Below are 23718 nucleotides of genomic sequence, written 5' to 3' on the forward strand. Positions count from 1 at the left end.
ATCGTCTTAGAATAATCCTTATCACTCTTCCCCAATAACAATTTGAATTGCAATTGCACAATTCAACAAGGAATCATCATGACCACATTACAAAAAATCACCTGCGTTGCAGATATGCGTGAAATTTATCATCGACGTGTTCCTAAAATGTTTGTTGATTATTGTGATTCAGGTTCATGGACAGAACAGACATGGCATCAAAATAGTGAGGATTTTAAAAAATACTTGTTCCGACAAAAGGTTTTGGTGGACATGGACAATCGTTCCGTGAAAACCGAAATGTTAGGACAATCTGTTTCCATGCCAGTTGCACTTGCACCAACGGGTTTAATTGGTATGCAACATGCCGATGGCGAAATTCTTGCAGCCAAAGCTGCTGAAAAATTTGGTGTTCCTTATATTATGTCAACCATGAGTATTTGTTCGATTGAAGATGTCGCTGCTGCAACCACACAACCTTTTTGGTTTCAGCTGTACATGATGAAAGATCGACATTTTATGCAACAGCTTATTCAACGTGCAAAAAATGCTAAATGTTCTGCATTGGTGTTAACGGCTGATTTACAAATCATGGGACAACGTCATAAAGACATTAAAAATGGTTTATCAGCACCTCCAAAATTAACCTTGGGCAATCTTATCAATATGTGTACCAAACCCGTTTGGTGCTTAGCTATGCTTAAGACTCCAAGAAGAAGCTTTGGTAACATCGTCGGACATGTCGATGGGATTAGTAATACGGGTTCTCTAGCTGCATGGACAACTGAGCAATTTGACATGAAGTTAAGCTGGAAAGATGTCGAATGGGTCAAACAACAATGGGGCGGTAAACTGATTATCAAAGGCATTATGGAAGTGGACGATGCAATAGCTGCTGTAAATGCTGGAGCAGATGCAATTGTTGTTTCCAATCATGGTGGTCGACAATTGGATAGTGCTCCATCAAGCATTTCAGTTCTTGAGGAAATTGTACTCGCTGTCGGAGACAAAACAGAAGTCTATATTGATAGTGGAATCCGTAGTGGGCAAGATGTTTTAAAAGCCATCGCTTTAGGTGCTAAAGGCTGTTTAATTGGTCGAGCATTTATTTATGGTTTAGGCGCTTATGGAGAACAAGGCGTATATCGCGTCTTGGAAATCATTCAAAAAGAACTGGATTTAAGTATGGCATTCTGTGGGAAAGTGAATATTCAGGACATTGATAAAAGCATTTTAAGATAAGCCTCGCCGACTCACGTCAAATTGGATATTCAACGATTGAATATCCATTTCAGTGATTCAAACAGATCCATCAAAGATATAATTGACATGATCAATAAATCAAATCGTTTTTTTTCGATATAAAAAACTGGTGTAATCCCCACTAAAACGATACAATCAATTTCACTTTTTTACTCTCCCAATATTGCTGAATTTTGCTTAAACTGATTCCAGCATTTCAGTCAATGACATCACTTCACCGCTATAATTTAATCAATCTATAAAATTTCCATGAGGATTTTATGTTGCTGCAATGGTTTGAAAAGTTAGTAGATCCATATCCATCGAAAGGTTTAAACGAACCATTACCTACGACATTCTTTGCTTTTGTTTGGCAGGCTGCCACTGGTGTTAAACGCTATTTATTGATCTTAATACTCTTCACTGCTGCAACAGCCAGCTTTGAAGCACTATTTTTTTCACAAATTGGTCATCTCGTTGATTGGTTGACACAATCAAAACCTGAAGCGTTTTTGACCAATCACCAGCAAAATTTGGTTGTACTCTCACTTATCTTATTAGCGAATATTTTTTTCGCCAATATGCAATCCATTGTCAGACATCAAATTTTGTACAGCAGTTTTCCGATGCGTTTACGTTGGAGATTCCATAATCTATTGCTTCGTCACGGTTTGGACTTTTTCCACAATGATTTTGCAGGGCGTTTGTCAGCCAAAGTCATGCAAACTGCGCTTGCTGTGCGTGAGTTCTGGGTAATCTTGGGTGATATGGTCACTTATGTCGTGATTTACTTTATTACCATCAGTATTGTATTAGGCTCAATTTCTCCAATTTTACTGATTCCACTTCTGGTTTGGTTAGCACTATTTATCAGTGCAGCAAAATATTTTATTCCAAGATTAGGACGTATTTCCAAAGAACAAGCAGATGCTCGCGCAGTGATGACAGGTCGAGTGACCGATGCCTATACCAACATCCAAACTGTAAAATTATTTGCACATGCAGGGCGTGAAAGCCAATATGCAAAAGAATCAATGAAAGAATTTATGCGCACTGTCTTTAAACAAATGCGTTTAGGTACTTCATATGAAATTTGCATTAATTTACTGACTGCGGTTTTATTTTTTGGGGTTTTGGGGACCGCAGTTTGGTTATGGCTACAGGGTCAAGCTGCCATCGGTGTGATTGCCGCAACCACTGCTATGATTCTTAAATTAAACAGCATGGCTGAGTTTATGATGTGGCAAACTTCTGCCCTGTTCGAAAATGTAGGGACAATTCAAGATGGTATGCAAACGCTTGGTCGCCCGATTAACATTCAAGATAAAGAGGATGCAAAACCGCTTGTAGTAAGCCAAGGCAATATCCGATTTGATGATGTCACTTTTGCCTACAACAGTAAAAATGTGATTGATCAATTTAATTTGAATATTCAACCAGGTGAAAAGATTGGTATTGTGGGTCGCTCTGGGGCAGGTAAATCAACACTGATTCAGTTATTGCTACATTTCTACACCATCAATAATGGCAAAATCAGCATTGATGGTCAAAATATTGAAGATGTTACTCAAGACAGCTTGAGAAAAAATATCGCACTTGTGACACAAGACACTTCATTATTACATCGTACAGTTGCCGAAAATATTAAATATGGTCGCCCAGATGCGACTGATGAAGAAATGTATGAAGCAGTACGTAAAGCAAAAGCTGATGAGTTTATTCCTCAACTTTCCGATTTAAGAGGACGTACAGGTTACGATGCCTATGTTGGTGAGCGTGGTGTAAAGCTTTCTGGTGGTCAGCGTCAACGTATTGCAATTGCACGTGTATTTTTAAAAGATGCACCGATTTTAATTTTAGATGAAGCTACCAGCGCCTTGGACTCTGAGGTGGAAGCTGCGATTCAATCCAGCCTTGATGAGTTGATGGAAAATAAAACAGTCATTGCAATTGCTCATCGCCTTTCAACTATTGCACAGATGGATCGCTTAATTGTCTTAGATCAAGGTCATATTGCGGAACAAGGCACACATGAAGAGTTGATTGCTCAAAATGGGATTTATGCTCACTTGTGGCAAAGACAGACTGGTGGCTTTTTACTTGAACCTGAGCAAAAAATCAAACAGGAAGATGAAGAGAAACAAGCAAGCCTGAGTTAGTACAATTAATGAAATGCTAATAAAAAGAAAAGCCACGTCATCTTGTAGACGTGGCTTTTCTTTTGAAGAAAGCGTTTAAACTCTTTTAAACTTCACAGCTTTATTCTTGATCTTCAAGCTCTACACTCTGCATCCCTTTATTTAATTTATTCAAGAAATGCACAAAAGTGACTTTATCATCAAATAAAAAACCATCCATCGCTTGACGATAAAATTCATATACTTTCAGTTGCAACTGATTCCAAAATACGTGCCCCTGTTCTGTTAACATCACTTTCTTAGCACGGCGATCAATTTGATCCGCAAAACGAATGACATGTTGGTCACGCTCTAAACGCTTAAGAACACCATCTAAATTTTGTCGGCTTACTCCAAGATATTCTGTCAAATCAGAAAAAGACATTCCTTCTCTTACCTGCTCTCTTGACAATGCCCCAAGTACAGCCCAATGCACTGGAGAAACACCAAGTTCTTTACTACTCATCCGATCAAGCGTATTGCCGAGTTGAAAGAGTCTAAAGGTTAAACGGTTATTGATGGCATATAAATTAGCATCATGTGCGCTAATCTGTTCATTTGACATTAGACTTGATCCAAACTTGCTTTATCATTTTTAGTCATTAGAGATAGATATCCATATAAATAACCTCTCTAATACAGCTAAGTAAATTTTCATTTCTATCATATTTGTACGATGAAAAATACCGCTCAAATGACTTAAATATTAAAATCTAGCGCCGTTTCTTTCACACAAAGAGATAATTTAAACATCAATCATCACTAGTACCAATTCATCAAAGAAACACCTAAGCCGACATAAGTTGCACGATGATTATAATCAATCAAACTCTCACCATAACCATCAAACAATTGAAAATGCCCACGAAGTTTACCTTTGATTGGAAACGCCCAATCAAATTGCATCGCACCATGTGAATCATCACCACCTTTTAAAGAGTGGCGCAGCATCAGTGAAAAGTCATTATCATTCCAACGGTAGAATGCGGTTAAATCGCCACGCCCGATATAGTTTTTAATATCTGGATTATTATCGTCTTTGAAATCTTCTTCGATGCGATACCATGGACGGACCATTAAGGCAAAATTATCTTTTTCAAAACCAAGATTTAAAATCACACGGTTCCAACTACGTGAAAGCGGATCAGAACGACCATTAGATTGGTGATTTAAGGTTAATCCAAGCAAACGACCATTTAAACCTAATAAATTATAATTGGTTCTAAACATCAAGCTTGCTTCAGGCTCATAGTTTGTTTCACGAAATGGACGAGACTCTTCACTGTTATAAACCTGCCAACGCGAAGATTGTGTATAGCCCAGCCAAAGATCACCATTATTTCCAAACAGATTTTCCACTGCCTTAGTTTTTAAGGAAATTTGGAATTTAGCTTCCATTGATTTTAAATTTTGATTTTCATCTACAGTATTCTGTGGATTTGGACTATGTGGGAATTCATTTTTCTTGCTGGTCCAGAAAGCAGGAAGCAAATAAACAGGTTGATGTGCACGAATATTCCATGTGCCCAACTTACTGTCTTGAGACAACTCCCAACGGCGATCCAATAACGATGTGTTTGGGTCAATCTTATCACCATGAATGGCAAATAAATTTTCAGCAGTTTGCCCAATTTTTTCTTTAAGCGTTACTGGCTCTGGCTTTGCTTTCTCGATGTCCATCGCTGCCCGTTGTTCTGAAACCAGTACTTGCGCAGGAACTGCAGGCGTTTTAAATATCTTATCGTAACAGGCTAAACGATCAGCATTTGATTCTAGTGCCACACAAGCTTGAGTGCTTGCAGGATTCACTTGAGCCGCATCGTCTGCATAAACAGTGGTCACCAAACCAAAACTGAGCATCATTAAGATGCTCAGATTCACTGGTGTACGTTCAAAACTTTTGAACGACATAGATTTCTCCAGAAAGAATTTAGGGGCTGTGGACATTTCATAAATGGCTTGCGTTGTAGGTTAAAATTGAGCAGGTAAGGCATGAAATGAAGAGAATAGCGAGACTATTTTTAAGTTTCATAACGTAGCCTGAGATAATTTTAACCACAACCCTTCGGGACTAGCATGTTTTTTGTCGCTTCTTCGTTCCGAACTACTCATTTAGAATAACTAAATTTCGTATTTCGCGCCTAGAATCGCCTAAAAAACACACCTAGTCGCAAACATAGACGAATTGTCCACAGACCCTTTTTTGAGTTAATTTACTTTTTTAATTTCAAAACCTAATTGTTCTAACAACTCTTTTTTGGCAACTGGTGCTACGACTGCTTTTACAGGCTTTTGCTCAACCAAATAAGTTTGTGTTACACGCTTAAGATCGTCAATAGTAACGTTTAATAATCGTTCACGTAATTGCTTTCTAAACGCAGGAGTGCGTCCATGAAGCAAGGCATAACATGCCGTGATTGCTTCACCTGCTGGAGAACCAGGTTTATCCATACTTGAAACCAACCCCAGAATTGCTTCTTCAAGTTGATAAGCATGCTGCTCCTTGTTCAACAACCAATCCAAACTTGCTTCAAAGTCTTGGAACGTTTCTGCAAGACGAGGGTCGCGATAACTATAAAAGCGGAAAGCACATGCATTGCCATCATAACTCGCTCCACCCCCATATGCGCCGCCTTTTTCACGGATTGCACTGTGTAAGAAGCCATTACGTAAATAACCAGCCAGAACCATCAAAGGTGCAGCATCTGGATGTGAAACTTCCACCGCTTGATACGCAGAGGCACAGAACTGGACATTGGCTTGAATCAACCAAGCTTGATCAGCATGACTGTCATCTTGCTCAACCTTAGACAAATATACTGGTGCTTGATCTACACTCAATTTATCCCAAACGATTTGGACTTCTTCAACCAGACGTTCTGAATGATGTTCTTCACACACCAATAAGAACTGTTTTGGTGCAAGCATTAAACCACGATGAATTGATTTTAGTTCTTCAATGAATTCATCATAAGCCACTTCATCATTTTCAATTTTAGCAACCAGATCACCCAACCAATTTAAAGCACCCAAGCCTGTATTATCATAATCACGTTTTGCCAGAGCACTCATCTGACGCGATGCAATTTGCATTGCATAACTATGACCAGAGCCAGACAAACGTGAAGCCCAACGTGTCTTACGTTGTTGTAACAGTTCGATAATGCGATCTTTCTCATCAAAACGTAATTGCTCAAAAGCAAGCTTGAGTAAACCAATCGCATCAAATCTATCTGTCAATGATTTAGTGGTCAGGGTTAACCAAGCACTAATTTGACCTTTATCATCGGTTTTAGAACGCAATGATGCGCCCATGCCTAAACCGCCACTCACCGCAGTTTGAAGTTGTTGAAGTTGCAAATAATCATATTCACCAGCACCAACTTCCCCCATTAAAACGGACAATAAGTTGAAATAAGGTGATTTTACAATTTGATCAGGAATTTGAATCAGCACTTGTTGATAGTAAATACCATTAGTCCCTGCATGATACAAATTCAATGGCGTATCAACACCATTACAGATAATCTCACGCAATTGACCTTGTACAATTGGCAACTCAGCTGGAATATCTTCCAAACCCACTTTAGGCAATAGATCTAAATCATCGGGAGTCTCTTGACGAACTTTTAAAGCTTCTGTTTGTGCAATAATTTCAGCTTTATCAGCATCCGTTAAAGTTGCACCAATTTTTGCCAAACGTGCTTTCTCTTCTTGTGCTTCCAGTGCAGATTTATTTGCATCTGGTACAAGGGTCATTTGTACACGATGTGGATTATCCAATAAATGAACTTGAATTAAGTTCGATAACCACATTGGATCTTTGAGCTCTTCTTTGACTTCAGCAATAACGGTATCTACGTCCCATGCATGAATTGGATCATTGTGATGAATTGCACTACCTAGACCATTCAAAATCAGTGTTAAACCATATGGAGTACCATCACCACTGATTTCACGTTGATGCAATTCAATTTGATGTAAAATCGCATCAACCATATCTTTGTCAATTGGTTTTGAAGCAACGTCTTGTAAAATGTTCAACACACCTTGTCTAAATGCTTCGGCATGTTCAGGATTGGAGCCTTGTACACCACAATAAAAAGTCATCTCATAGTTTGAATCATCTACACCCATGATTGGACCGGTAGACTGCGCATAACCACAAGTCTCAAGATAATGACGTAGTGGTGAAGCAGAGTTTTCTAATAAAATCCCTTCAACCAAACGCATACCTAAACGTAATTTAACATCACTGGTTTTTGGCAATAACCACGACAAAATATGGTATGTCTTATCTTTTAAATCTTCTGCATCAACCGCATACGTTTCTTGTACTTCAATCGGTGCCGTTAAACGTTGCTCTTCTTTAGAATAGATCGTTTCGCCTTTCGTAAACTTAGAAAGTGCTAACTTTTCAAACTGCTCTTGTAAATGATAGGCAGATTGATCACCAAAAGTCATGAAGATTGCATTGCTTGGGTGATAATGTGATTTATAGAAAGTCACCAACTCATCATAACTCAAGTCTGGAATATCCTTAGGATCACCACCAGAATTATAATGGTAAGTGGTTTTCGGGAATAAATGATGTGCCAACTGGTGATAAAGTTGATCAGAAGGTGAACTCATTGCACCTTTCATCTCATTAAATACCACACCCTTATAAACTGGCTGACCATCTTCCAGCTCAATACGAATGCCTTCTTGTGCAAAATCCAAAGGATTTAAATTAGCAGCAAAAGCAGCATCCATATAAACTTCCAACAGGTTTTGGAAGTCTTTTTTGTTTTGTGTCGCAAATGGATACGCTGTCCAATCCGCCGCAGTAAATGCATTCATAAATGTATTTAAAGAACGTCGAATCATCAGAAAAAATGGATCACGTACAGGGAATTTCTCTGAACCACATAACGCAGTATGCTCTAGGATATGTGCCTCACCCTTTGAATCCATCGGTTGAGTACGGAAAGCAACCAGAAACACATTTTCGTCGTGATCGGTTGCCAAATGGTAGTGCATTGCACCAGTCACTTTATGTTTATATTCAGACACTAAAATGTCTAAAGCTTCTACATGGTGTTGACGTACCAGCTGAAACGCAGGATGAACAGTTTGAGATAAGGTTTCAGTGACATCTACAGTCATGCGATCTCCAATATTAAATGTTTATCTATACGTTTAAGTATAACTGAAACTTAAATAAATGCGATTCATTCCTAACACTAATTCTTAGTAAATCAATCAGGATTAATCAGGACTCGTCGTTGAAATATCAAGAATGAGCAATGAGTTAAATAAAAAAAGTGATGATCAAAAGATTCGATCATCACTGTAAAACTTAAATTTTTTATTGATAATGACTTGAATCTGATTTTTTATATAAGCGTCAGAAACTTTTGGTGATTAGTTTAATTTTTGCATTTTGAATCATCGATGGTCTTTCTATCGTGAGGCGACATGGATGTCGCCATGTTGAGCGTAGATATGTGAGCAAAAACAACGCACTGCTTTGTTTGCAGTGCAAGAATGTTGTTCAACAAAAAAGTGGTTATGAAAAGCGAAGCATCGCCTACACAAACCAATTTAAACTTTAGATATAAAGCTTTGTATTGCAAGCTTTATATCATCAAACAATATCTTTATCGCAATGATTTTATTGATCTAGAAATTATATTTACTATATGGATTTTTCAACAGATTGACTATAGCTTATTGAAAAATAAAATTATAAAAATCAATATTTAAGTTTTGGAGATTAATTTAGATCAATCCCCAAAAGCATAAAGCCCCTACATGAGTTCAGATGATGCGCATGTCTACTTATTGATTCTTCTAATCTTTAATTAAAGGCTCATTATTGGGCAAAGATTTTCAATTCACTATATCAAGTATTTGAAATAGTTATAATTGGGATGATTTTCAACAAATACATAATTTTGCTTTTGATAAAATGGAGCTGCATCTTTTTCGCTATTTAAGCACAGTGCAGAAAAATGAGATTTTGCTTTTTTTTCGAGGTCTTGTAATAAACGCTTACCTATACCGCTTTTACGATATTCAGGTAACACATAGAAACGACGTACACGACCGATTTTATGCTGTGTTTCAGGCTTTTGATTGGTCTCACTATCTTCGCTCATTTGAATATTGAGACCGCCACAAGCAATCAGTTTATCGCCATTAAATGCAACCAGTAAAAATTCACCTTGACGATTAAATTTATTTTTTCCTTGTTGATACTCATCAATCAACCGTTGAATAAATTGAAAACCTTCTTTTTCAGCAACCGCGGCTAAATCTTGAATTTGTGCAGGCAATTGATCAACCTGTTGAATTAAAATATTCACTCAATCTCCAATGTGTTTTAAAACGATAGACCATTGACTCAACTTGTATCTATTCTCGATATATAACCTGATGATATAGCGAACTCAAGATAGAGCTTGTGTTTGAATCTTAGGAACTATTCAACTACTGTGCAATAGCAGAACTTATAAAAATTCATGAATGTACTACTTGAGTCATAAATGAATTTTTTTCAACAATCTACTGTAAAGTTGAGCATTGGTGTAAACTTTAGTTTTTTAACATTGATGTGATGAAGAACATGGCAACAGTTGATCTTTTTGCAATTGGTAATGCATTAATTGACCAAGAATTTAGAGTTTCAGATCAGTTTTTGACTGAACAAAATTTGCAAAAAGGTACCATGCAATTGGCTGATGGTGATACTCAAGCCCAACTCTACAACAATTTAAATGCCAGCCAAGTTTATAAAGGACAAGCTTCAGGCGGTTCTGCTGCCAATACCACAGTTGCATTTAGTGCGCTGGGTTCTTCTGCATTTTATGCTTGCCGTGTAGGCAATGATGAATTAGGTCGCATTTATCTTGACGGCTTGAATGATGCTGGAATCATAACTTCACAAAAATCGATCAGCGAAGGTGTGACGGGAACATGTATGGTACTTGTCAGTGATGATTCAGAACGCACCATGCAGACCTATTTAGGCATCACTGCAGAACTTTCAGCACAACAGATGGATTTTGAGCCTTTAAAAACAGCACAATGGCTCTATATTGAAGGTTATTTATCCACCAGTGATACTGCTCGCTTAGCGGTCAAACAAGCACGTCAAATTGCACGCGAACACAATGTTAAAATCGCCCTTACCCTTTCCGACCCAGCAATGGTGCAATATGCTCGTCAAGGTTTAAACGAATTACTCGACGATGGCGTAGATCTGATTTTCTGTAATGAACAAGAAGCGATGCTGTATACAGAAACGGATACTGTCGAAGCTGCTTTGGCAAAGTTAAAAACCTTGAGCCGAGATGTCGTGATTACATTAAGTGCAAAAGGCGCTTTAGTTTCCAATCAAGATCAACATTTTTATGTCCCTGGTCGTAAAGTCAATGCTGTTGATGCGAATGGTGCTGGCGATGCCTTTTCAGGCGCATTCCTATATGCGTTAAATTGTGGTGAAAATTTACAAACAGCTGCGCAACTTGCTATTCTTGTTTCTAGTGAGGTAGTGGCTAAATTTGGACCTCGTTTAGAAATTGCAGAATATGCGACTCTGCTCGAAACATTCAAAAAGGAATGTGCATAAATGGCTGAAAAAATTGCAATGACCGATGAAATTGAAGAGCGCAAAGCACGTGCCTTCGACACAATGACAGGTGATACAATTTTTATCACTCAACGGGATGGGGCTTTTTATGCCTATCAAAATGTGTGTCCACATCTTCAAACTGAGCTTGAGTTTCTTGAAAATCAATTTTTAGATCAAGATGGCGAATATATCCAGTGTTCAACACATGGCGCTTTGTTTGAAGTCGAAACAGGTGAATGTATTTCTGGACCATGCCTTGGTGATAAATTGGAAAAAGTGAATATTTCAGTTCATTCAGATGGTGGAATCTACATTGTAGATTAATAACCAAGGACAACTGCCATGCTGGAATTCTTATTTGAACATGAATTAATACCCTTTCATTTGAGTGTTTTGGCGTTAATTTTACTTAGCATGGCAGAAACTTTTGGATATTATCTTGGTATCCGACCTAGTACGTTTCTTAAAAAAGTGTCTCCTGATTGGTTGATTGAATCCCCTCTTTTACAAGTAAAATTTTCAAAAGTTCTTATCTTCGTTTTTTTATTGCTTAACTTTAGTTTTGCAGGCTATTTTTTACAATTATCAATATTTGCCAGCAAACAAGAATTTGCTGCTTGGTATTATGTAATTTTACCTGCTTTGGTCATCGCAATTTTTTTTACTGTATTTATGATCCACTGTCTTGATCAAGTGATTAAACCCAAAATCACCACGAATCAAGTGGACTTACTCGGACGCCTTGCAACAGTATCAAGTGGTAATGCACGACCTGGATTTTCCGCACAAGCGCGTGTCCGCGATGAAAATGGTCAACTCCACTATGTCCAAGTCGAACCTGAGTTCGGTGAATTAGAGTTTCAATCACAAATCATCTTAATACGTTTCAGAAAATCACATTATATAGCCAAAAAAATTTCAACATCGAATCAGCTATTTAGCTCAGATCAATATTAGTTCAGCATCTATTTTTGTGATTAGAGTCTGCTGATTGGTCATTCGTACCTAGCACGCGTAAAAAGCGCATCATTTTGCCCATTTTGAAATTTTGCTTTGAATACGCTTAAGATATAAATCGACTTGAGCTTGGCTTAACTTTTCAGCTTTGTAGATAGATAACATGTACAACTGTGAGTTTGGTGCACAGGTACCCAATAATGCAATTTTCAATATCCGTTTTACTGGCTGCTACATAATCAGACGGTCAACCCACCATGGAGACCCCAGTGAAGTTATCGCCAGTGTATATCTTAAATGATTCAATTTAGGCTGAATCGCACCCAAATCAGATGAGTGATTATAAGCAATACCTGGTGCCCAAACTCGATCAAACCAACCTTTAAGTATTGCAGGAAAACCAAACCACCATGTTGGAAAGACCAGTATTAAAGCTTCTACAGAAAGTAAATCAACTATCTTCTGTTTAACAGCTGTTTGATCAAATGCAGGACCGTAATAAGTCAAACGTTCTTCATAGGTCAATGCAGGAGCAAAATCTGCTGCATATAGATCTTCAACCACTACTTCATGACCATTGGCAATTAAACTAGCAATTGCTGTCTTTGCCATGCGATGGCATAAACTATCATTGATTGGATGCGCAATGACAACTAAGCATTTCATAAAACCCCCTCATTTATCCCCAAAATGATGATTAATTAGTTAATATGAATAAAATTTAACCAACCTAGCATACATCAAAAACAAAAAGCAGAACTTATATTTCATAATCAAATAAATGCGACCTCACATTTAAATCATCAGTTTTAAATTTTTTAATCAGGGCTAATAAAGCCTTATAACAATCAACAATTATTTTGCTGATTCTCTAAACTCTATTTCAATAAGAATAAAACACCGGAATTAAACCAACCATTTCGATCAGAATTATTTTTAATCAAGAATAATTCAAACCATTTTGGTTGGTTTAATAAAATCTAAACAATACTATTTTGGTTGGTTTTATTTTTATTAATTCTAAGCATTTTGATCAACTTTAAAATCATTATTTCTTAGTATATTTTTTAACACATTAAAATACCAAGTATTTGTTTTAATTAATTTTAATAATATATTTTTATTTTAAGTGTTTTATCTATTTATTTCTTGTTGCGTTTTGTTTAATAATATAAGCATATTTAAATAATAGGCTTAACGCATGAGCTTAAAACCTAATGATTTAAACCGTCGGTTAGTCAGAGAAATTGCAATCATATTAATAATTAAGATTGCACTTTTAATGACGATCAAACATATCTGGTTTGATGCACCGACTATTCCTAAAGATTTTGATAACCAAGTTGCTGAGCGTATTGCTGGCAGTCCTTCCCAAATCAAGGAGACACGTTGATGATTTCTGAAAGCGTGGTCGATCTTTCGCGGTTCCAATTTGCAATGACCGCGATGTATCACTTTATATTTGTACCTCTTACTCTCGGTCTAGCTTTTATTCTTGCCATTATGGAAACCACTTATGTGATTTCTGGTAAAGAAATTTACAAAGACATGACCAAATTCTGGGGCAAACTTTTCGGTATTAACTTTGCTCTAGGTGTAACCACTGGTCTGACTATGGAATTCCAGTTCGGTACAAACTGGGCGTACTACTCTCACTATGTCGGGGATATTTTTGGTGCGCCACTTGCCATTGAAGGATTGATGGCGTTCTTTTTAGAATCAACTTTTATTGGTTTATTCTTCTTTGGCTGGGATCGCCTTTCAAAAGTTCAACATTTAAGTGTGACATGGCTAGTTGCACTCGGTTCGAATTTATCTGCACTGTGGATTTTAGTTGCCAATGGTTGGATGCAAAATCCTGTAGGTTCAGAATTTAATTTTGAAACTATGCGTATGGAACTTGTAGATTTTGGCGCTTTGATTTTTAACCCTGTTGCTCAAGTAAAATTTGTTCATACTGTTTCAGCAGGTTATGTCACTGGGGCAATCTTTGTTTTAGCCATTTCGAGCTATTACTTATTGAAAAAACGTGATTTACCTTTTGCGCGTCGCTCTTTCGCCATCGCTGCAATTTTTGGATTAGCATCAACACTTTCTGTAATTTTACTGGGTGACGAATCAGGTTATGAACTGGGTGATGTTCAAAAAACTAAACTGGCGGCAATTGAGTCTGAATGGGAAACCCACCCAGCTCCTGCACCATTTACTTTGTTTGGTATTCCAAACCAAGAAGAGCAGCGCACTGACTATGCGATAAAAATTCCATACGCAATGGGTATTATCGCAACACGCTCATTGGATAAAGAAGTAACGGGTCTTAAAGACTTGATGGTTCAACATGAAGCACGTATCCGTAACGGTATGGTGGCTTATAGTGAACTTGAAAAACTTCGTGCTGGTGACCGTTCGCCAGAACTTATGGCTTCTTTCAAAGAAAATCAAAAAGATTTAGGTTATGGCTTACTTCTTAAAAAATATACTGAAAATGTAACTGATGCATCTGAAGCACATATTCAGGCAGCAACGAAAGATACGATTCCTAACGTAACAGCATTGTTCTTTTCTTTCCGTGCAATGGTTGCTTCAGGTTTCTTAATGCTACTTCTATTTATCCTTGCAACTTTTGCAGTAGCAAAACGCAATGCTGAAAATAAACCATGGCTACTTAAATTTGCACTGTTTGCTTTACCGCTTCCTTGGATTGCAGCACAAACTGGCTGGTATGTCGCTGAAGGTGGTCGTCAACCTTGGACCATTGGTGAAGTACTACCTACACACCTATCTGCATCAAGTTTAAGCACTGGTGATGTATGGGGTTCAATCATTGCATTAGCTGCGTTCTATACTGTGCTGTTGATTATTGAAATGTATCTAATGATCAAGTTCTCACGTTTAGGACCAAGTTCTTTACATACAGGTAAATATCACTTTGAAAAACTTGAAGCTCAACAAGCTCAAGCTGGGGAGGCTCAATCATGATCGAATATGAACTTCTCAAAATTATCTGGTGGGTTTTGGTTGGTGTCTTACTGATCGGCTTTGCCCTCACTGATGGTTTCGATATGGGCTCAATGGCATTGATGCCATTTGTAGGTAAAACAGATGACGAGCGTCGTGCAGCAATTAACACGATTGCTCCACACTGGGAAGGCAACCAAGTTTGGTTTGTCACTGCTGGTGGTGCCCTCTTTGCAGCTTGGCCAATGGTTTATGCTACAGCATTTTCTGGTATGTATTGGGCACTGTTACTGGTCTTATTTGCATTATTCCTCAGACCCGTTGGTTTCGACTATCGTTCTAAACTTGAAAATACCAAATGGCGTAATTCATGGGATTGGGGTTTATGCATAGGGGGTGCTGTACCTGCACTGGTGTTCGGTGTTGCCTTTGGTAATATGTTCTTGGGTGTACCATTTACCTTAGATGAAACTGTACGATCAACCTATACAGGTAGTTTCTTTGCGCTACTCAATCCATTTGCTTTAGTTTGCGGTATTGTCAGTTTATCGATGCTTTGTGCACATGGTGGCGCTTGGTTAATGCTTCGTACAGATGGCGTATTACGTCAACGCTCTGCAAAAGCAACTCAACTCATGGGTACAATCTTTTTGGTCTGTTTCTTAGCTGTTGGTGCTTGGCTCTACTTTGGTGGAATCGAGGGTTATACCTTAGTCAAACCATTTGATACAAATGCTGTGGCAAACCCATTAGCAAAAGAAGTTTTGACTACAGGCAACCATGGTTGGATGAATAACTATTCAACTTACCCGATCACAATACTTGCCCCAGTTTCAGCAATCTTGGGAGGCATCCTGATCATCTTCGGTGCAGGAAAAAATAAAGCAGGTATGAGCTTTACTGGTTCGACTCTGGCTGTAACAGGTTCAATTTTAACTGCTGGTTTTGCACTGTTCCCATTCTTAATGCCTTCCAGTATCAATCCTACTGTAAGCTTGACCATGTGGGATGCTGTATCCAGTAAAAATACCCTAACAGTAATGACCGTTGTAGCTTCAATTTTTGTTCCAGTGATTTTAGCCTATACCACATGGTGCTATTACAAAATGTGGGGCGTCATTACCAACAAACATGTTCAAGAGAACTCACACAGCCTGTACTAAGGCTGTGTCTAAGCAAATAGGAGAATATTATGTGGTATTTCGCTTGGATTTTAGGGATCTTGATGGCATGCTTTGCAGGTGTCTTGAGTGCCCTTTATATCGAACATCATCAAGATTTGGATGAGGAATAAACCATGGCAGAGATCGCAATGACAACAAAAGAAAGGAAGCCGAACAAGTTTGCAATGGCCATTTCGTTTTTGATGGCATTGCCACTTGCAGCAGTATTACTCATCCATCCTGGTGCAATGCTTGATGCCAATGGACACTACAACCATAGTGCCCTAATGATGGTCATGATTGGCATTTCAGGTGGGTTTATACATGGTGTAGGATTTCTGCCACAGTTTTGGTTATGGAAATGGTTGTTTAGCCCTTATGTGGCATGGCCACTTATGTTGTGGGGCTATTACACTTGGTTCTTAACCTAATCTAAAAAACAATAAAACCCTGATTTATTCAGGGTTTTATTGTTTCATATCAACTCAAATCCTATCCGCTATGCTCTTTTTCATTTCAACTAAATGTAAACCCACAATGGGGATACCTACATTTACACTTAAAGGATAATCATCAATATGCCCTGTTGATTGATAACCACGGCGCTCATAATATGCAATCAGCTCATGACGAACACTGAGCACCCACATTACAAAATGCGTTAAATCAGGATGAATAGACAGCATCTGATCACGCACATAATGTTCTGCAAAATCAAGTTCCTTCTTACCAACCCCATGATTTTGCATTTTCGGTGCTATACAAAATGTGCCAATTTCGACTTGGATTGGATTAAATGTTGAACCTATACAGCCCACGATCTCTTCAGCGTGCTCAACAACAAATAATTTGAAATGATCATCTGCCAACATTTGTGCCAATTGTTCAGCATTGATTCGAGTGCCAGTGACCATTTCTACTTCACTGGTCCAACTATTTTCCTGTTGTTGCCGATAGGCTGAATTGATCAAATCAATCAATTTCTGAATATCTAAAATTTGTGCAGTTCTAAATTTAAGTGAGTGTTTCATTGAATTTTAGGTCTATCATTTTATTGTAAACAAATGACTTTATAAAACCTAATGGCTATTTTGGAAAGCGGTTTTGAAGAGTAATCTTCACTCGTAGATTTGAATAGAAATATTAAGATCGGATATCTTCTTTAAACAAGAAAATAATTCCTTTAATCAATCAACTCTTAAAAAAGACCATCGAGATGGTCTTTGATATTATCTAAAAAATTTCTACTGTCACAAGCGTCTGCGAAGTGTCAATTGACGCTATTGATCAGCCAACCAAGTCATAAACTTTTGACGTTCTGCTTTGCTTGCTTTTTGCCAAATTTGAATCAATTGTTGATCAGCAGCATTGCTATTGGTTACAGCTGGTACACTTTTTGGCGAAGCATTTGAAACAACTGCGTGAGATGGCGCGGTATATACTGGCGCAGGTTGATTCACAGGCGCTTTATTACTTGTGGTTAAATCAATCACACGCCCAAATACGCCAGAACCAAACCAAGGTTTTGCTTCAGTATTGGCACCTGTTTGTTGAACCACGAGTCGATTATGATTGTCTAAAATTGCAATCGTTGGCTGTTCTGCATATTTTTTTGCATCATCAAAGTTATTTGGAGCACCCACCAGAGCCAACTTATAATTTTGTCCATCTTTTAAATCAGGTGCTGTAATCGTGACCACACCTGATTTTAAAATATCGTGTTCACCATTTAAATGCTCAAAATATTGCTGATAACGTACACTCACAGCAGTCTGACCGGGATCAACTTGATACTCGTTCTTTTTACGAATCAAACCTGAATTGACTTCTTGATCATTCACAGCCAATACAACAATTTCTTCTGGCGCAGATAGCGTAACTGCTGCAAAAACTGACCCACTCAACATTAAACCCAATGCAGCAATTCCGTATTTAAATGCCATGTTGCTCTACTCTTATGTCAAAAATATGTAAAATTTATTGCACTATGCAATGTGGTGATGACAGTTTTATGACAACAACTGGCGTTTTATCATGAAGCTTAAATCATTGGTTTTTTATTTTTGTTTATAGGATTTATTTTTTAGTCACCATATTGATCAAAAGCATCTGATTTGACAGAGATTTACCCCAAGTCTATGTCAATATAAAATCGATTCTTGCTTAAAATATTGAATCTTTATTTGACATATAAAATGGTAATTTTATCCTTGTGCAATTTATCACAACACTTTAAATGATCATACCGACCATATTTTTTAAAAGTGACAGTTTTCATTACATGATTTAAAAATCAGAACAATTTATCGTAAAAATACAACAGCTCTATCGGGTATGCCACATAACAATTGATTTTTGACATCTACAGCATATATCTGATCTTGTATTCATCTGAAATAATACCGTTCATCCCTTTGTCCTAAAAACACATGTCAAAGCTATATTGACTTTACTATAAGTAAACAGGAACTTCGTGTACAAATATTCGAACAAAGAAGTTCATCATTCTAACAAAAACAACAGGGATATATTCACTATGGAACAGAAACCTACTCCTCGATATAAAGCGATATTAATGGCTTGTATCATCGGCATAGCTTCAATTTCAGCAACATCAATCACAACTCAAGTGGTGGCAGCAAAAAGTAATGTAACTTCGATTACACCAGCCCAGCTTTCAAGCGTTGCCTATAGCATGAATGCCAATATGGCACAGCGTAATTTGACAACATCTGAAAGAACTCTGTATCAACAATTGTATAATATCGCCAATAGCCAAAATTCATTATACAACCCATCTATTTTTTCAATCGTTCAGCAGTACGAAAATGTTCGCAGTAAAATCCGTCAACAATTTGCAGTCGTACAACAGTTGGCTGAGAATACCTACGGCACCCGTGCCCAACAGAAAGTTTTACTGGCAACCAATGCATTTATCTTGATGTATTACGATGCACTCAGTCGGAACAATCCCAAATTTTATTGGCCAAATCTAGGAGTTTTCGTCGCTAATGATGTACGTTCTACATATGCATTGAGCTATTCTTTATCCAATGCCTTAGATCCTTTGAATGTCAAAAACGGACAAAATGTTGTCATTGCTGGAATGCCGATCCCAACATTGCAATCGACCATCGCCAAAGCCAATAATGAGTTAATTCAAGGACAAGCCAATGTGATGGCAGATATCGGTGGGCTAAGTGTCATGCATCAGCATTATGATTCAACAATTTTGGCACAACAGCTCAGTGGCTACGGTGCAAACCTGTCTCAAGCATTTAAATTACAGAAACTTGCAGATGAGGAAGCATTGCGATCTGGAATTTACTCATCACAGTTTAAAAAGCTCGCAACCAATGCTGCTATCAGTTTTGGTATACATGAACAGGAAAAAATTTTACAACCGATGTGGGACAAGCCTTTGATGCGAGACTTTGCCAACATCAACAATTTTATGTTGTCATTAAGCCTAGAGAATTTGGGCTTAAGGGGGGATATTTTTGTTGGGGTAAATAAATTTAAACTGATTTTTACACCGTATCTCATTATTCGCGCACCCTTTACAGCCACAAATCTCGCCAATTTACAGCATCGAATCGCTATTGCTCGTAATGGCTTCAACGTCTTAAACGAATGGAAACAAAATATCTTTTTTGCACCGTGGATTCCGATTTATCAAGCACAGATTGGTCGAGGTGAAGGATTGTACCAGCCAATAGGCGCGAGATAACAATTAGCTCACTGTGCATAACATTACATTTTTTTCAAAGCGACTACATTTTGAGCACAATTCTTGCTTGTTTAAATGGGCGTATATCGCACAACAAAAAATACTCAACAGAAAAGAGGTGCAACATGATTTTTAAAGACCATATTGTCCGTGTTGAAAATATCAAGACGATGCAAATGCTGAATGATGCAAAAATAGATCATCAAGTGATTGCATTGTTTATGACCTGTGAAGGTATTCCTTTATCCACAGAAGACGTCAGCTGTATTTTAAGACAGTATGATTGCCTAGGACAGCACAAAGTTTCAGCCCAAAAGGCGAAAGCTTTGTTGCAGGCTAAAATGGAGCATTTTGAGGACTCAAAATTACCTTGCCCTGCTGCTTATTAGTTTATATCAGTATGAGCGTCGCACTTTAACCCAACTTTTAGTGGCAAATAGAATTCAGCTTGTATTTGCCACTTTCATTAAAAACCGTTTAATACTGACAACCTCAATACTGTTATTTTTGCAAAGTGATGGTGAATATTTGGTTTTCAATATGATAATGCAACCCTGATTGCTGCATTTTTTCCTCTAATAATTCAGAATGGTCAATACATTTCAAAGCGACTCGTTGACCAATATAACGATTTTCGATTGAATTAATTTGAATCTGTCGAACTGTCCTCAGTGGAAAAATACCATAACGACATTCAATGTAATTTGGTGTTGGAAAAATTAAAAAATGATCCCATACTGATACTTCTAATGTATCAATCAGTTGAATGCGATAATTAAGATTTAATCTTTCAATCTCATTGAAAAGTAATACAATTGCATCAATCATCATCAGATATGAATATTTTATAAAACATTCATTTTAAGCAATCAGCTTTCCTCAATATAGATGTGTATAATGAAAAATCCTCAATAATTTTGTATTTAGCCCTATATGCTTCAAATTCTACAGAAACAGCTTGATGAAAGTACATTTTGCCCACTGTGTCAGGCAAGTATGTATTATGTCGAGGCTGAGGAGTTTGAAAAAGACGTTCACTTCCATCAGTGCAGTCATTGTCATCATCAAGTGTTCCCCAATAATCAAGGCAACTGTCATTGTGAAACGTGTCAAAATAAACGACGTAAATTGATTAAAGAAACTCGCCTGCAAGAAACAAGAAAACTCAAAAGAAAAGATGATTTTGAATTGGGCTTAGATCAACTCAGCTTTTTACATAAGTTATTTTTATTGAGTATTTTAGACAATCAAGTACATGAAAATAGCCAACATCAAGAGTTTATTGATTGGGAAATCATTAAATATCATTCAATTACACCCAACTATTATTTTCAAAGCCAACTTCTCAATCAGTTGATTAAAGAAAACGTTCTTGTGCCAAAAGATTTTAGTGATGATGCACATCAATACTATATCAATGTCCGTTTAGATGGTTATTCCGAACCCAGCCTCTTTAGCATTACCACACAGCTTCGCCATTGGTTTTATGAAAATTTAAGCCAAGGTATACCATTCAGACATTCAGAAGAAGTCAAAAATACACTTTACGTGTTGTTATATCAAGAAATCGTGCAATTTACTCAACATTATTGTCGTACTTGGGGAATTCAAATTTCGGGCAATAAGAACTTCCAAACATTTTGTTATCGACTACTTGATGTTTTGGCTGTAGGGCAAATTTTCTATTTGATTCAGACCGCTTTGGAATATTTATATCAGAAAAAAGCCTTGCAAATCCGAAATGAAAATTTTATTAACACCAATATTTTAAAAAAAACCGTTCAGCAATATCGTGAACGTGCTGTCGCAGAAAAATGGGAAACATCGACGCTACCTCGCCCACCCAACATCCCTTTAAGTCGCATGAGTGAAATTCTGTTTTACCATTTTTTAGGCTACGATGAAGGAATTTTCTTTCAACCAGTCTGGAGGTCTTGGAAAAAAATTGAACCGCGCTTAAACTTTTATTCACAAAAACGCTGTATGTACTGTGGTTCAAATGAACTCACTGTTGAATATGATGCACAAAATTACGTGACACTGCTCTGTCGAAACTGCAAGCATCAAGATCACTACTTTACTCAGTAAGGACTTTATATGAATCATCCTGAAAATATTACCCATTCTCAAACGGATCAACTTCATATCCAGACTGATGTTATCTTACAGAAAGTTGTGGATGCTTGGACAGAATTACAAACCCAACAACCGTTGGTACACTGCATTACCAACAGCGTTGCAGCGAATTACGCAGCCAATATTTTATTGGCGGCTGGTGCATCACCTGCAATGATTGATAATCCCTTTGAAGCAGAAAGTTTTGCCTCTATTGCAGCTGCATTGAGTATTAATCTTGGAACACCAACATCTGAACAAATGCAAGCCATGCAAATTTCAGCACAGACTGTTGCAAATAAAAATACGCCTTGGGTACTTGATCCTGTGGGTTATGGTCCATTTCTAAAATGGCGTAGTGAAATGGTCGATCAATTGGTTTTACTTCATCCGACTATTATTCGTGGCAATGCATCTGAGATCAGTGCGCTCGCAGGCAACCAAGTTGAATCCAAGGGTGTTGATAGTGCAGTGTCAAGTAATGAGGTTTATTTACAAGCTCAAGCGCTGTTAAATCATAGTGAATGTGTTGCAATTTCTGGTGAATCCGATTTCGTCCTTTCAAAAGAACTTCATCATGTGATTCAAATTAATGGGGGAAGTTTTTTACAGCCTAAAGTTACGGCAACAGGTTGTGCTTTAGGTGCTTTAATTGCGGCATATAGCGCTGTGACCACTCCAGCAATTGCCACTATTTCTGCACATATTCACTTTGCCATTGCCGGAAAATTGGCTTTTGAAAAAGCCTCTGCTGTGGGGAGTTTTAATGTGGCGTTCCTCGATGAAATTTACCAAATGAGTGCCAATAAAATTTGGGAATACAGTAATATTCAAGTATTAAGTCTCTAAATTAATCTGAAATTGATTAGAGGATAATACTAAACAGCATTTAGAAGATTTAATTGCATATTAGTCTAGGTTTGATCAGCAACCATTCATTTTGTTTGGAAAAAATTGCAACTTAAAACTTTCATGACTTTATCGTGCTTAAATTGCAGAACTAGCCACAATTTTGCAATCAAACTTTACCCAAGAGCATGGACTATATCATTTCAATGGCTATTTATCAGATGATCGTTTTCTTTATTTTAGGTGCTGGTTAATTCTTACAGGAAAAGAATTTTTTGAGGGCACATTGCATGAGATTGAAAACTTCGTCAGTTGTACTGTTTGAATAAATTGCTCAATTAAAGCGTGAATAAAAAATGGGGCTTATCGTTAAGCCCCATGATTGATCATTTTTTTACAAATACTTTCTTATAAATTTCTCTCGGCATTTCAGCAAATTCCACACAGAGCTGAATTTCCAGACCTTGAGCTGAATAGTCTTGAAACGACTGTAAAAATTGTGACAGATTTTCCGTCATTAAATTTTTTTGTTCTTCACTGCGTCCGCTTAAACCTTGTAAACGAACAAAGATGAATGCTTGTTGATTGTCTCCAAAACCGATCAGATAATCTGAAACTGATTGAATACGCGACTTAATATCATGTGCATCGCTGACTAAGCCCGTATCAAACAAAGCATGATTTAAACCCAACATCAATTTCTTTTGATCTAAATTCTGAATATTGTCTGAATAATCAATAAACATTTGTGGCATCGTGTTAACCATATGAAAATATTATAGATTAGTATTCAGTATAACATCCCCACTCTAGAAACTGTAAAATTAACGCAAATTTATAACTTTAGTTGTATATACTTCATTAAAAAATAAGCAAAAATTTAGATATAGTACTATTTCAAAGGATTCGTTATCAACTTTTTGCTTAGAA

At 37.3% G+C, this 23718-nt stretch carries 24 protein-coding genes; 15 read left to right on the forward strand and 9 right to left on the reverse strand.

Annotated elements, in window-relative coordinates:
• Positions 1 to 78 precede the first annotated feature (78 nt).
• Positions 79 to 1221, forward strand: a complete 1143-nt coding sequence (locus F938_RS11600; RefSeq protein WP_005031976.1) for an alpha-hydroxy acid oxidase — start codon at positions 79 to 81, stop codon at positions 1219 to 1221.
• Positions 1222 to 1505: 284 nt separating this feature from the next.
• Complete coding sequence (locus tag F938_RS11605; RefSeq protein ID WP_167539467.1) at positions 1506 to 3380, forward strand: ABC transporter ATP-binding protein; 1875 nt, start codon at positions 1506 to 1508, stop codon at positions 3378 to 3380.
• A gap of 100 nt (positions 3381 to 3480) precedes the next feature.
• Here F938_RS11605 and F938_RS11610 read toward each other — a convergent pair whose 3' ends face one another.
• From F938_RS11610 to F938_RS11630, 4 genes are all read right to left on the reverse strand, one after another.
• Positions 3481 to 3963, reverse strand: a complete 483-nt coding sequence (locus F938_RS11610; protein WP_005031980.1) for a MarR family winged helix-turn-helix transcriptional regulator — start codon at positions 3961 to 3963, stop codon at positions 3481 to 3483.
• 197 nt (positions 3964 to 4160) lie between these two features.
• Positions 4161 to 5309, reverse strand: coding sequence for a phospholipase A (locus F938_RS11615; RefSeq protein WP_005031983.1), 1149 nt, complete (start codon positions 5307 to 5309; stop codon positions 4161 to 4163).
• A gap of 297 nt (positions 5310 to 5606) precedes the next feature.
• Complete coding sequence (locus F938_RS11620) at positions 5607 to 8546, reverse strand: insulinase family protein (RefSeq protein ID WP_005031987.1); 2940 nt, start codon at positions 8544 to 8546, stop codon at positions 5607 to 5609.
• Positions 8547 to 9280: 734 nt separating this feature from the next.
• Positions 9281 to 9748 (reverse strand): GNAT family N-acetyltransferase, encoded by a 468-nt coding sequence (locus F938_RS11630; RefSeq protein WP_005031989.1) that lies wholly within the window; start codon positions 9746 to 9748, stop codon positions 9281 to 9283.
• Between the two features lie 260 nt (positions 9749 to 10008).
• Here F938_RS11630 and F938_RS11635 point away from each other — a divergent pair, with 260 nt between their 5' ends.
• The 3 genes from F938_RS11635 to F938_RS11645 are packed head-to-tail and all read left to right on the forward strand — an operon-like array spanning position 10009 to position 11973.
• Complete coding sequence (locus tag F938_RS11635; protein WP_005031990.1) at positions 10009 to 11013, forward strand: adenosine kinase; 1005 nt, start codon at positions 10009 to 10011, stop codon at positions 11011 to 11013.
• Between the two features lie 18 nt (positions 11014 to 11031).
• A complete protein-coding gene (locus F938_RS11640) occupies positions 11032 to 11340 on the forward strand; it encodes a Rieske (2Fe-2S) protein (protein WP_010591332.1) in 309 nt (102 codons plus the stop codon).
• 18 nt (positions 11341 to 11358) lie between these two features.
• Positions 11359 to 11973, forward strand: a complete 615-nt coding sequence (locus F938_RS11645; protein ID WP_005031992.1) for an OB-fold-containig protein — start codon at positions 11359 to 11361, stop codon at positions 11971 to 11973.
• 231 nt (positions 11974 to 12204) lie between these two features.
• Here the strand turns inward: F938_RS11645 and F938_RS11650 are convergent, their stop codons facing one another.
• On the reverse strand, positions 12205 to 12639 hold the full coding sequence (locus F938_RS11650; RefSeq protein ID WP_005031995.1) for an NAD(P)H-dependent oxidoreductase: 435 nt from the start codon (positions 12637 to 12639) through the stop codon (positions 12205 to 12207).
• A gap of 535 nt (positions 12640 to 13174) precedes the next feature.
• On the opposite strand from F938_RS11650, the gene cydP reads away from it, so the two are divergent.
• The 5 genes from cydP to F938_RS11675 are packed head-to-tail and all read left to right on the forward strand — an operon-like array spanning position 13175 to position 16525.
• The gene (gene cydP, locus F938_RS11655; RefSeq protein WP_004830439.1) at positions 13175 to 13366 is read left to right on the forward strand and encodes a cytochrome oxidase putative small subunit CydP; all 192 of its coding nucleotides are present in this window, start codon (positions 13175 to 13177) and stop codon (positions 13364 to 13366) included.
• Complete coding sequence (locus F938_RS11660; RefSeq protein ID WP_004830438.1) at positions 13366 to 14952, forward strand: cytochrome ubiquinol oxidase subunit I; 1587 nt, start codon at positions 13366 to 13368, stop codon at positions 14950 to 14952. Before cydP ends, F938_RS11660 begins: the two co-directional genes overlap by 1 nt.
• Positions 14949 to 16094 (forward strand): cytochrome d ubiquinol oxidase subunit II, encoded by a 1146-nt coding sequence (cydB, locus tag F938_RS11665; RefSeq protein ID WP_004830436.1) that lies wholly within the window; start codon positions 14949 to 14951, stop codon positions 16092 to 16094. The genes F938_RS11660 and cydB overlap by 4 nt, the downstream gene beginning before the upstream one ends.
• A 29-nt stretch (positions 16095 to 16123) precedes the next feature.
• Entirely contained in the window at positions 16124 to 16225 is a 102-nt protein-coding gene (gene cydX / locus F938_RS23830) for a cytochrome bd-I oxidase subunit CydX (protein ID WP_002120988.1), read from the forward strand.
• Positions 16226 to 16228: 3 nt separating this feature from the next.
• Positions 16229 to 16525 carry a cyd operon YbgE family protein gene (locus F938_RS11675; RefSeq protein WP_004830434.1) on the forward strand — a complete coding sequence of 99 codons (297 nt, stop codon included), beginning with the start codon at positions 16229 to 16231 and terminating at the stop codon, positions 16523 to 16525.
• Between the two features lie 54 nt (positions 16526 to 16579).
• Here the strand turns inward: F938_RS11675 and F938_RS11680 are convergent, their stop codons facing one another.
• On the reverse strand, positions 16580 to 17125 hold the full coding sequence (locus F938_RS11680) for a GNAT family N-acetyltransferase (protein WP_005031996.1): 546 nt from the start codon (positions 17123 to 17125) through the stop codon (positions 16580 to 16582).
• 249 nt (positions 17126 to 17374) lie between these two features.
• Positions 17375 to 18037 (reverse strand): YccT family protein, encoded by a 663-nt coding sequence (locus F938_RS11685; protein ID WP_005031997.1) that lies wholly within the window; start codon positions 18035 to 18037, stop codon positions 17375 to 17377.
• 593 nt (positions 18038 to 18630) lie between these two features.
• On the opposite strand from F938_RS11685, the gene F938_RS11690 reads away from it, so the two are divergent.
• Positions 18631 to 19824 (forward strand): hypothetical protein, encoded by a 1194-nt coding sequence (locus F938_RS11690; protein WP_005031998.1) that lies wholly within the window; start codon positions 18631 to 18633, stop codon positions 19822 to 19824.
• Positions 19825 to 19949: 125 nt separating this feature from the next.
• On the forward strand, positions 19950 to 20213 hold the full coding sequence (locus F938_RS11695; RefSeq protein ID WP_005031999.1) for a hypothetical protein: 264 nt from the start codon (positions 19950 to 19952) through the stop codon (positions 20211 to 20213).
• Positions 20214 to 20325: 112 nt separating this feature from the next.
• On the opposite strand, the gene F938_RS11700 is transcribed toward F938_RS11695, so the two are convergent.
• Complete coding sequence (locus F938_RS11700) at positions 20326 to 20655, reverse strand: DUF6678 family protein (protein ID WP_010591330.1); 330 nt, start codon at positions 20653 to 20655, stop codon at positions 20326 to 20328.
• A 102-nt stretch (positions 20656 to 20757) separates the two neighbouring features.
• Between F938_RS11700 and F938_RS11705 the strand changes: the two genes are divergently transcribed.
• The 3 genes from F938_RS11705 (at position 20758) to F938_RS25010 (ending at position 23113) form a co-directional block, all read left to right on the forward strand.
• Entirely contained in the window at positions 20758 to 21912 is a 1155-nt protein-coding gene (locus F938_RS11705; RefSeq protein WP_005032001.1) for a hypothetical protein, read from the forward strand.
• A 9-nt stretch (positions 21913 to 21921) separates the two neighbouring features.
• Positions 21922 to 22788 carry a hydroxyethylthiazole kinase gene (thiM, locus tag F938_RS11710; protein WP_005032002.1) on the forward strand — a complete coding sequence of 289 codons (867 nt, stop codon included), beginning with the start codon at positions 21922 to 21924 and terminating at the stop codon, positions 22786 to 22788.
• Between the two features lie 163 nt (positions 22789 to 22951).
• Positions 22952 to 23113, forward strand: coding sequence for a DUF4240 domain-containing protein (locus F938_RS25010; protein WP_158000213.1), 162 nt, complete (start codon positions 22952 to 22954; stop codon positions 23111 to 23113).
• 61 nt (positions 23114 to 23174) lie between these two features.
• On the opposite strand, the gene F938_RS11715 is transcribed toward F938_RS25010, so the two are convergent.
• On the reverse strand, positions 23175 to 23543 hold the full coding sequence (locus F938_RS11715) for a 5-carboxymethyl-2-hydroxymuconate Delta-isomerase (protein WP_005032003.1): 369 nt from the start codon (positions 23541 to 23543) through the stop codon (positions 23175 to 23177).
• Positions 23544 to 23718: the final 175 nt, after the last annotated feature.

The organism is Acinetobacter bereziniae LMG 1003 = CIP 70.12, from assembly GCF_000368925.1.
Lineage (GTDB): Bacteria > Pseudomonadota > Gammaproteobacteria > Pseudomonadales > Moraxellaceae > Acinetobacter > Acinetobacter bereziniae.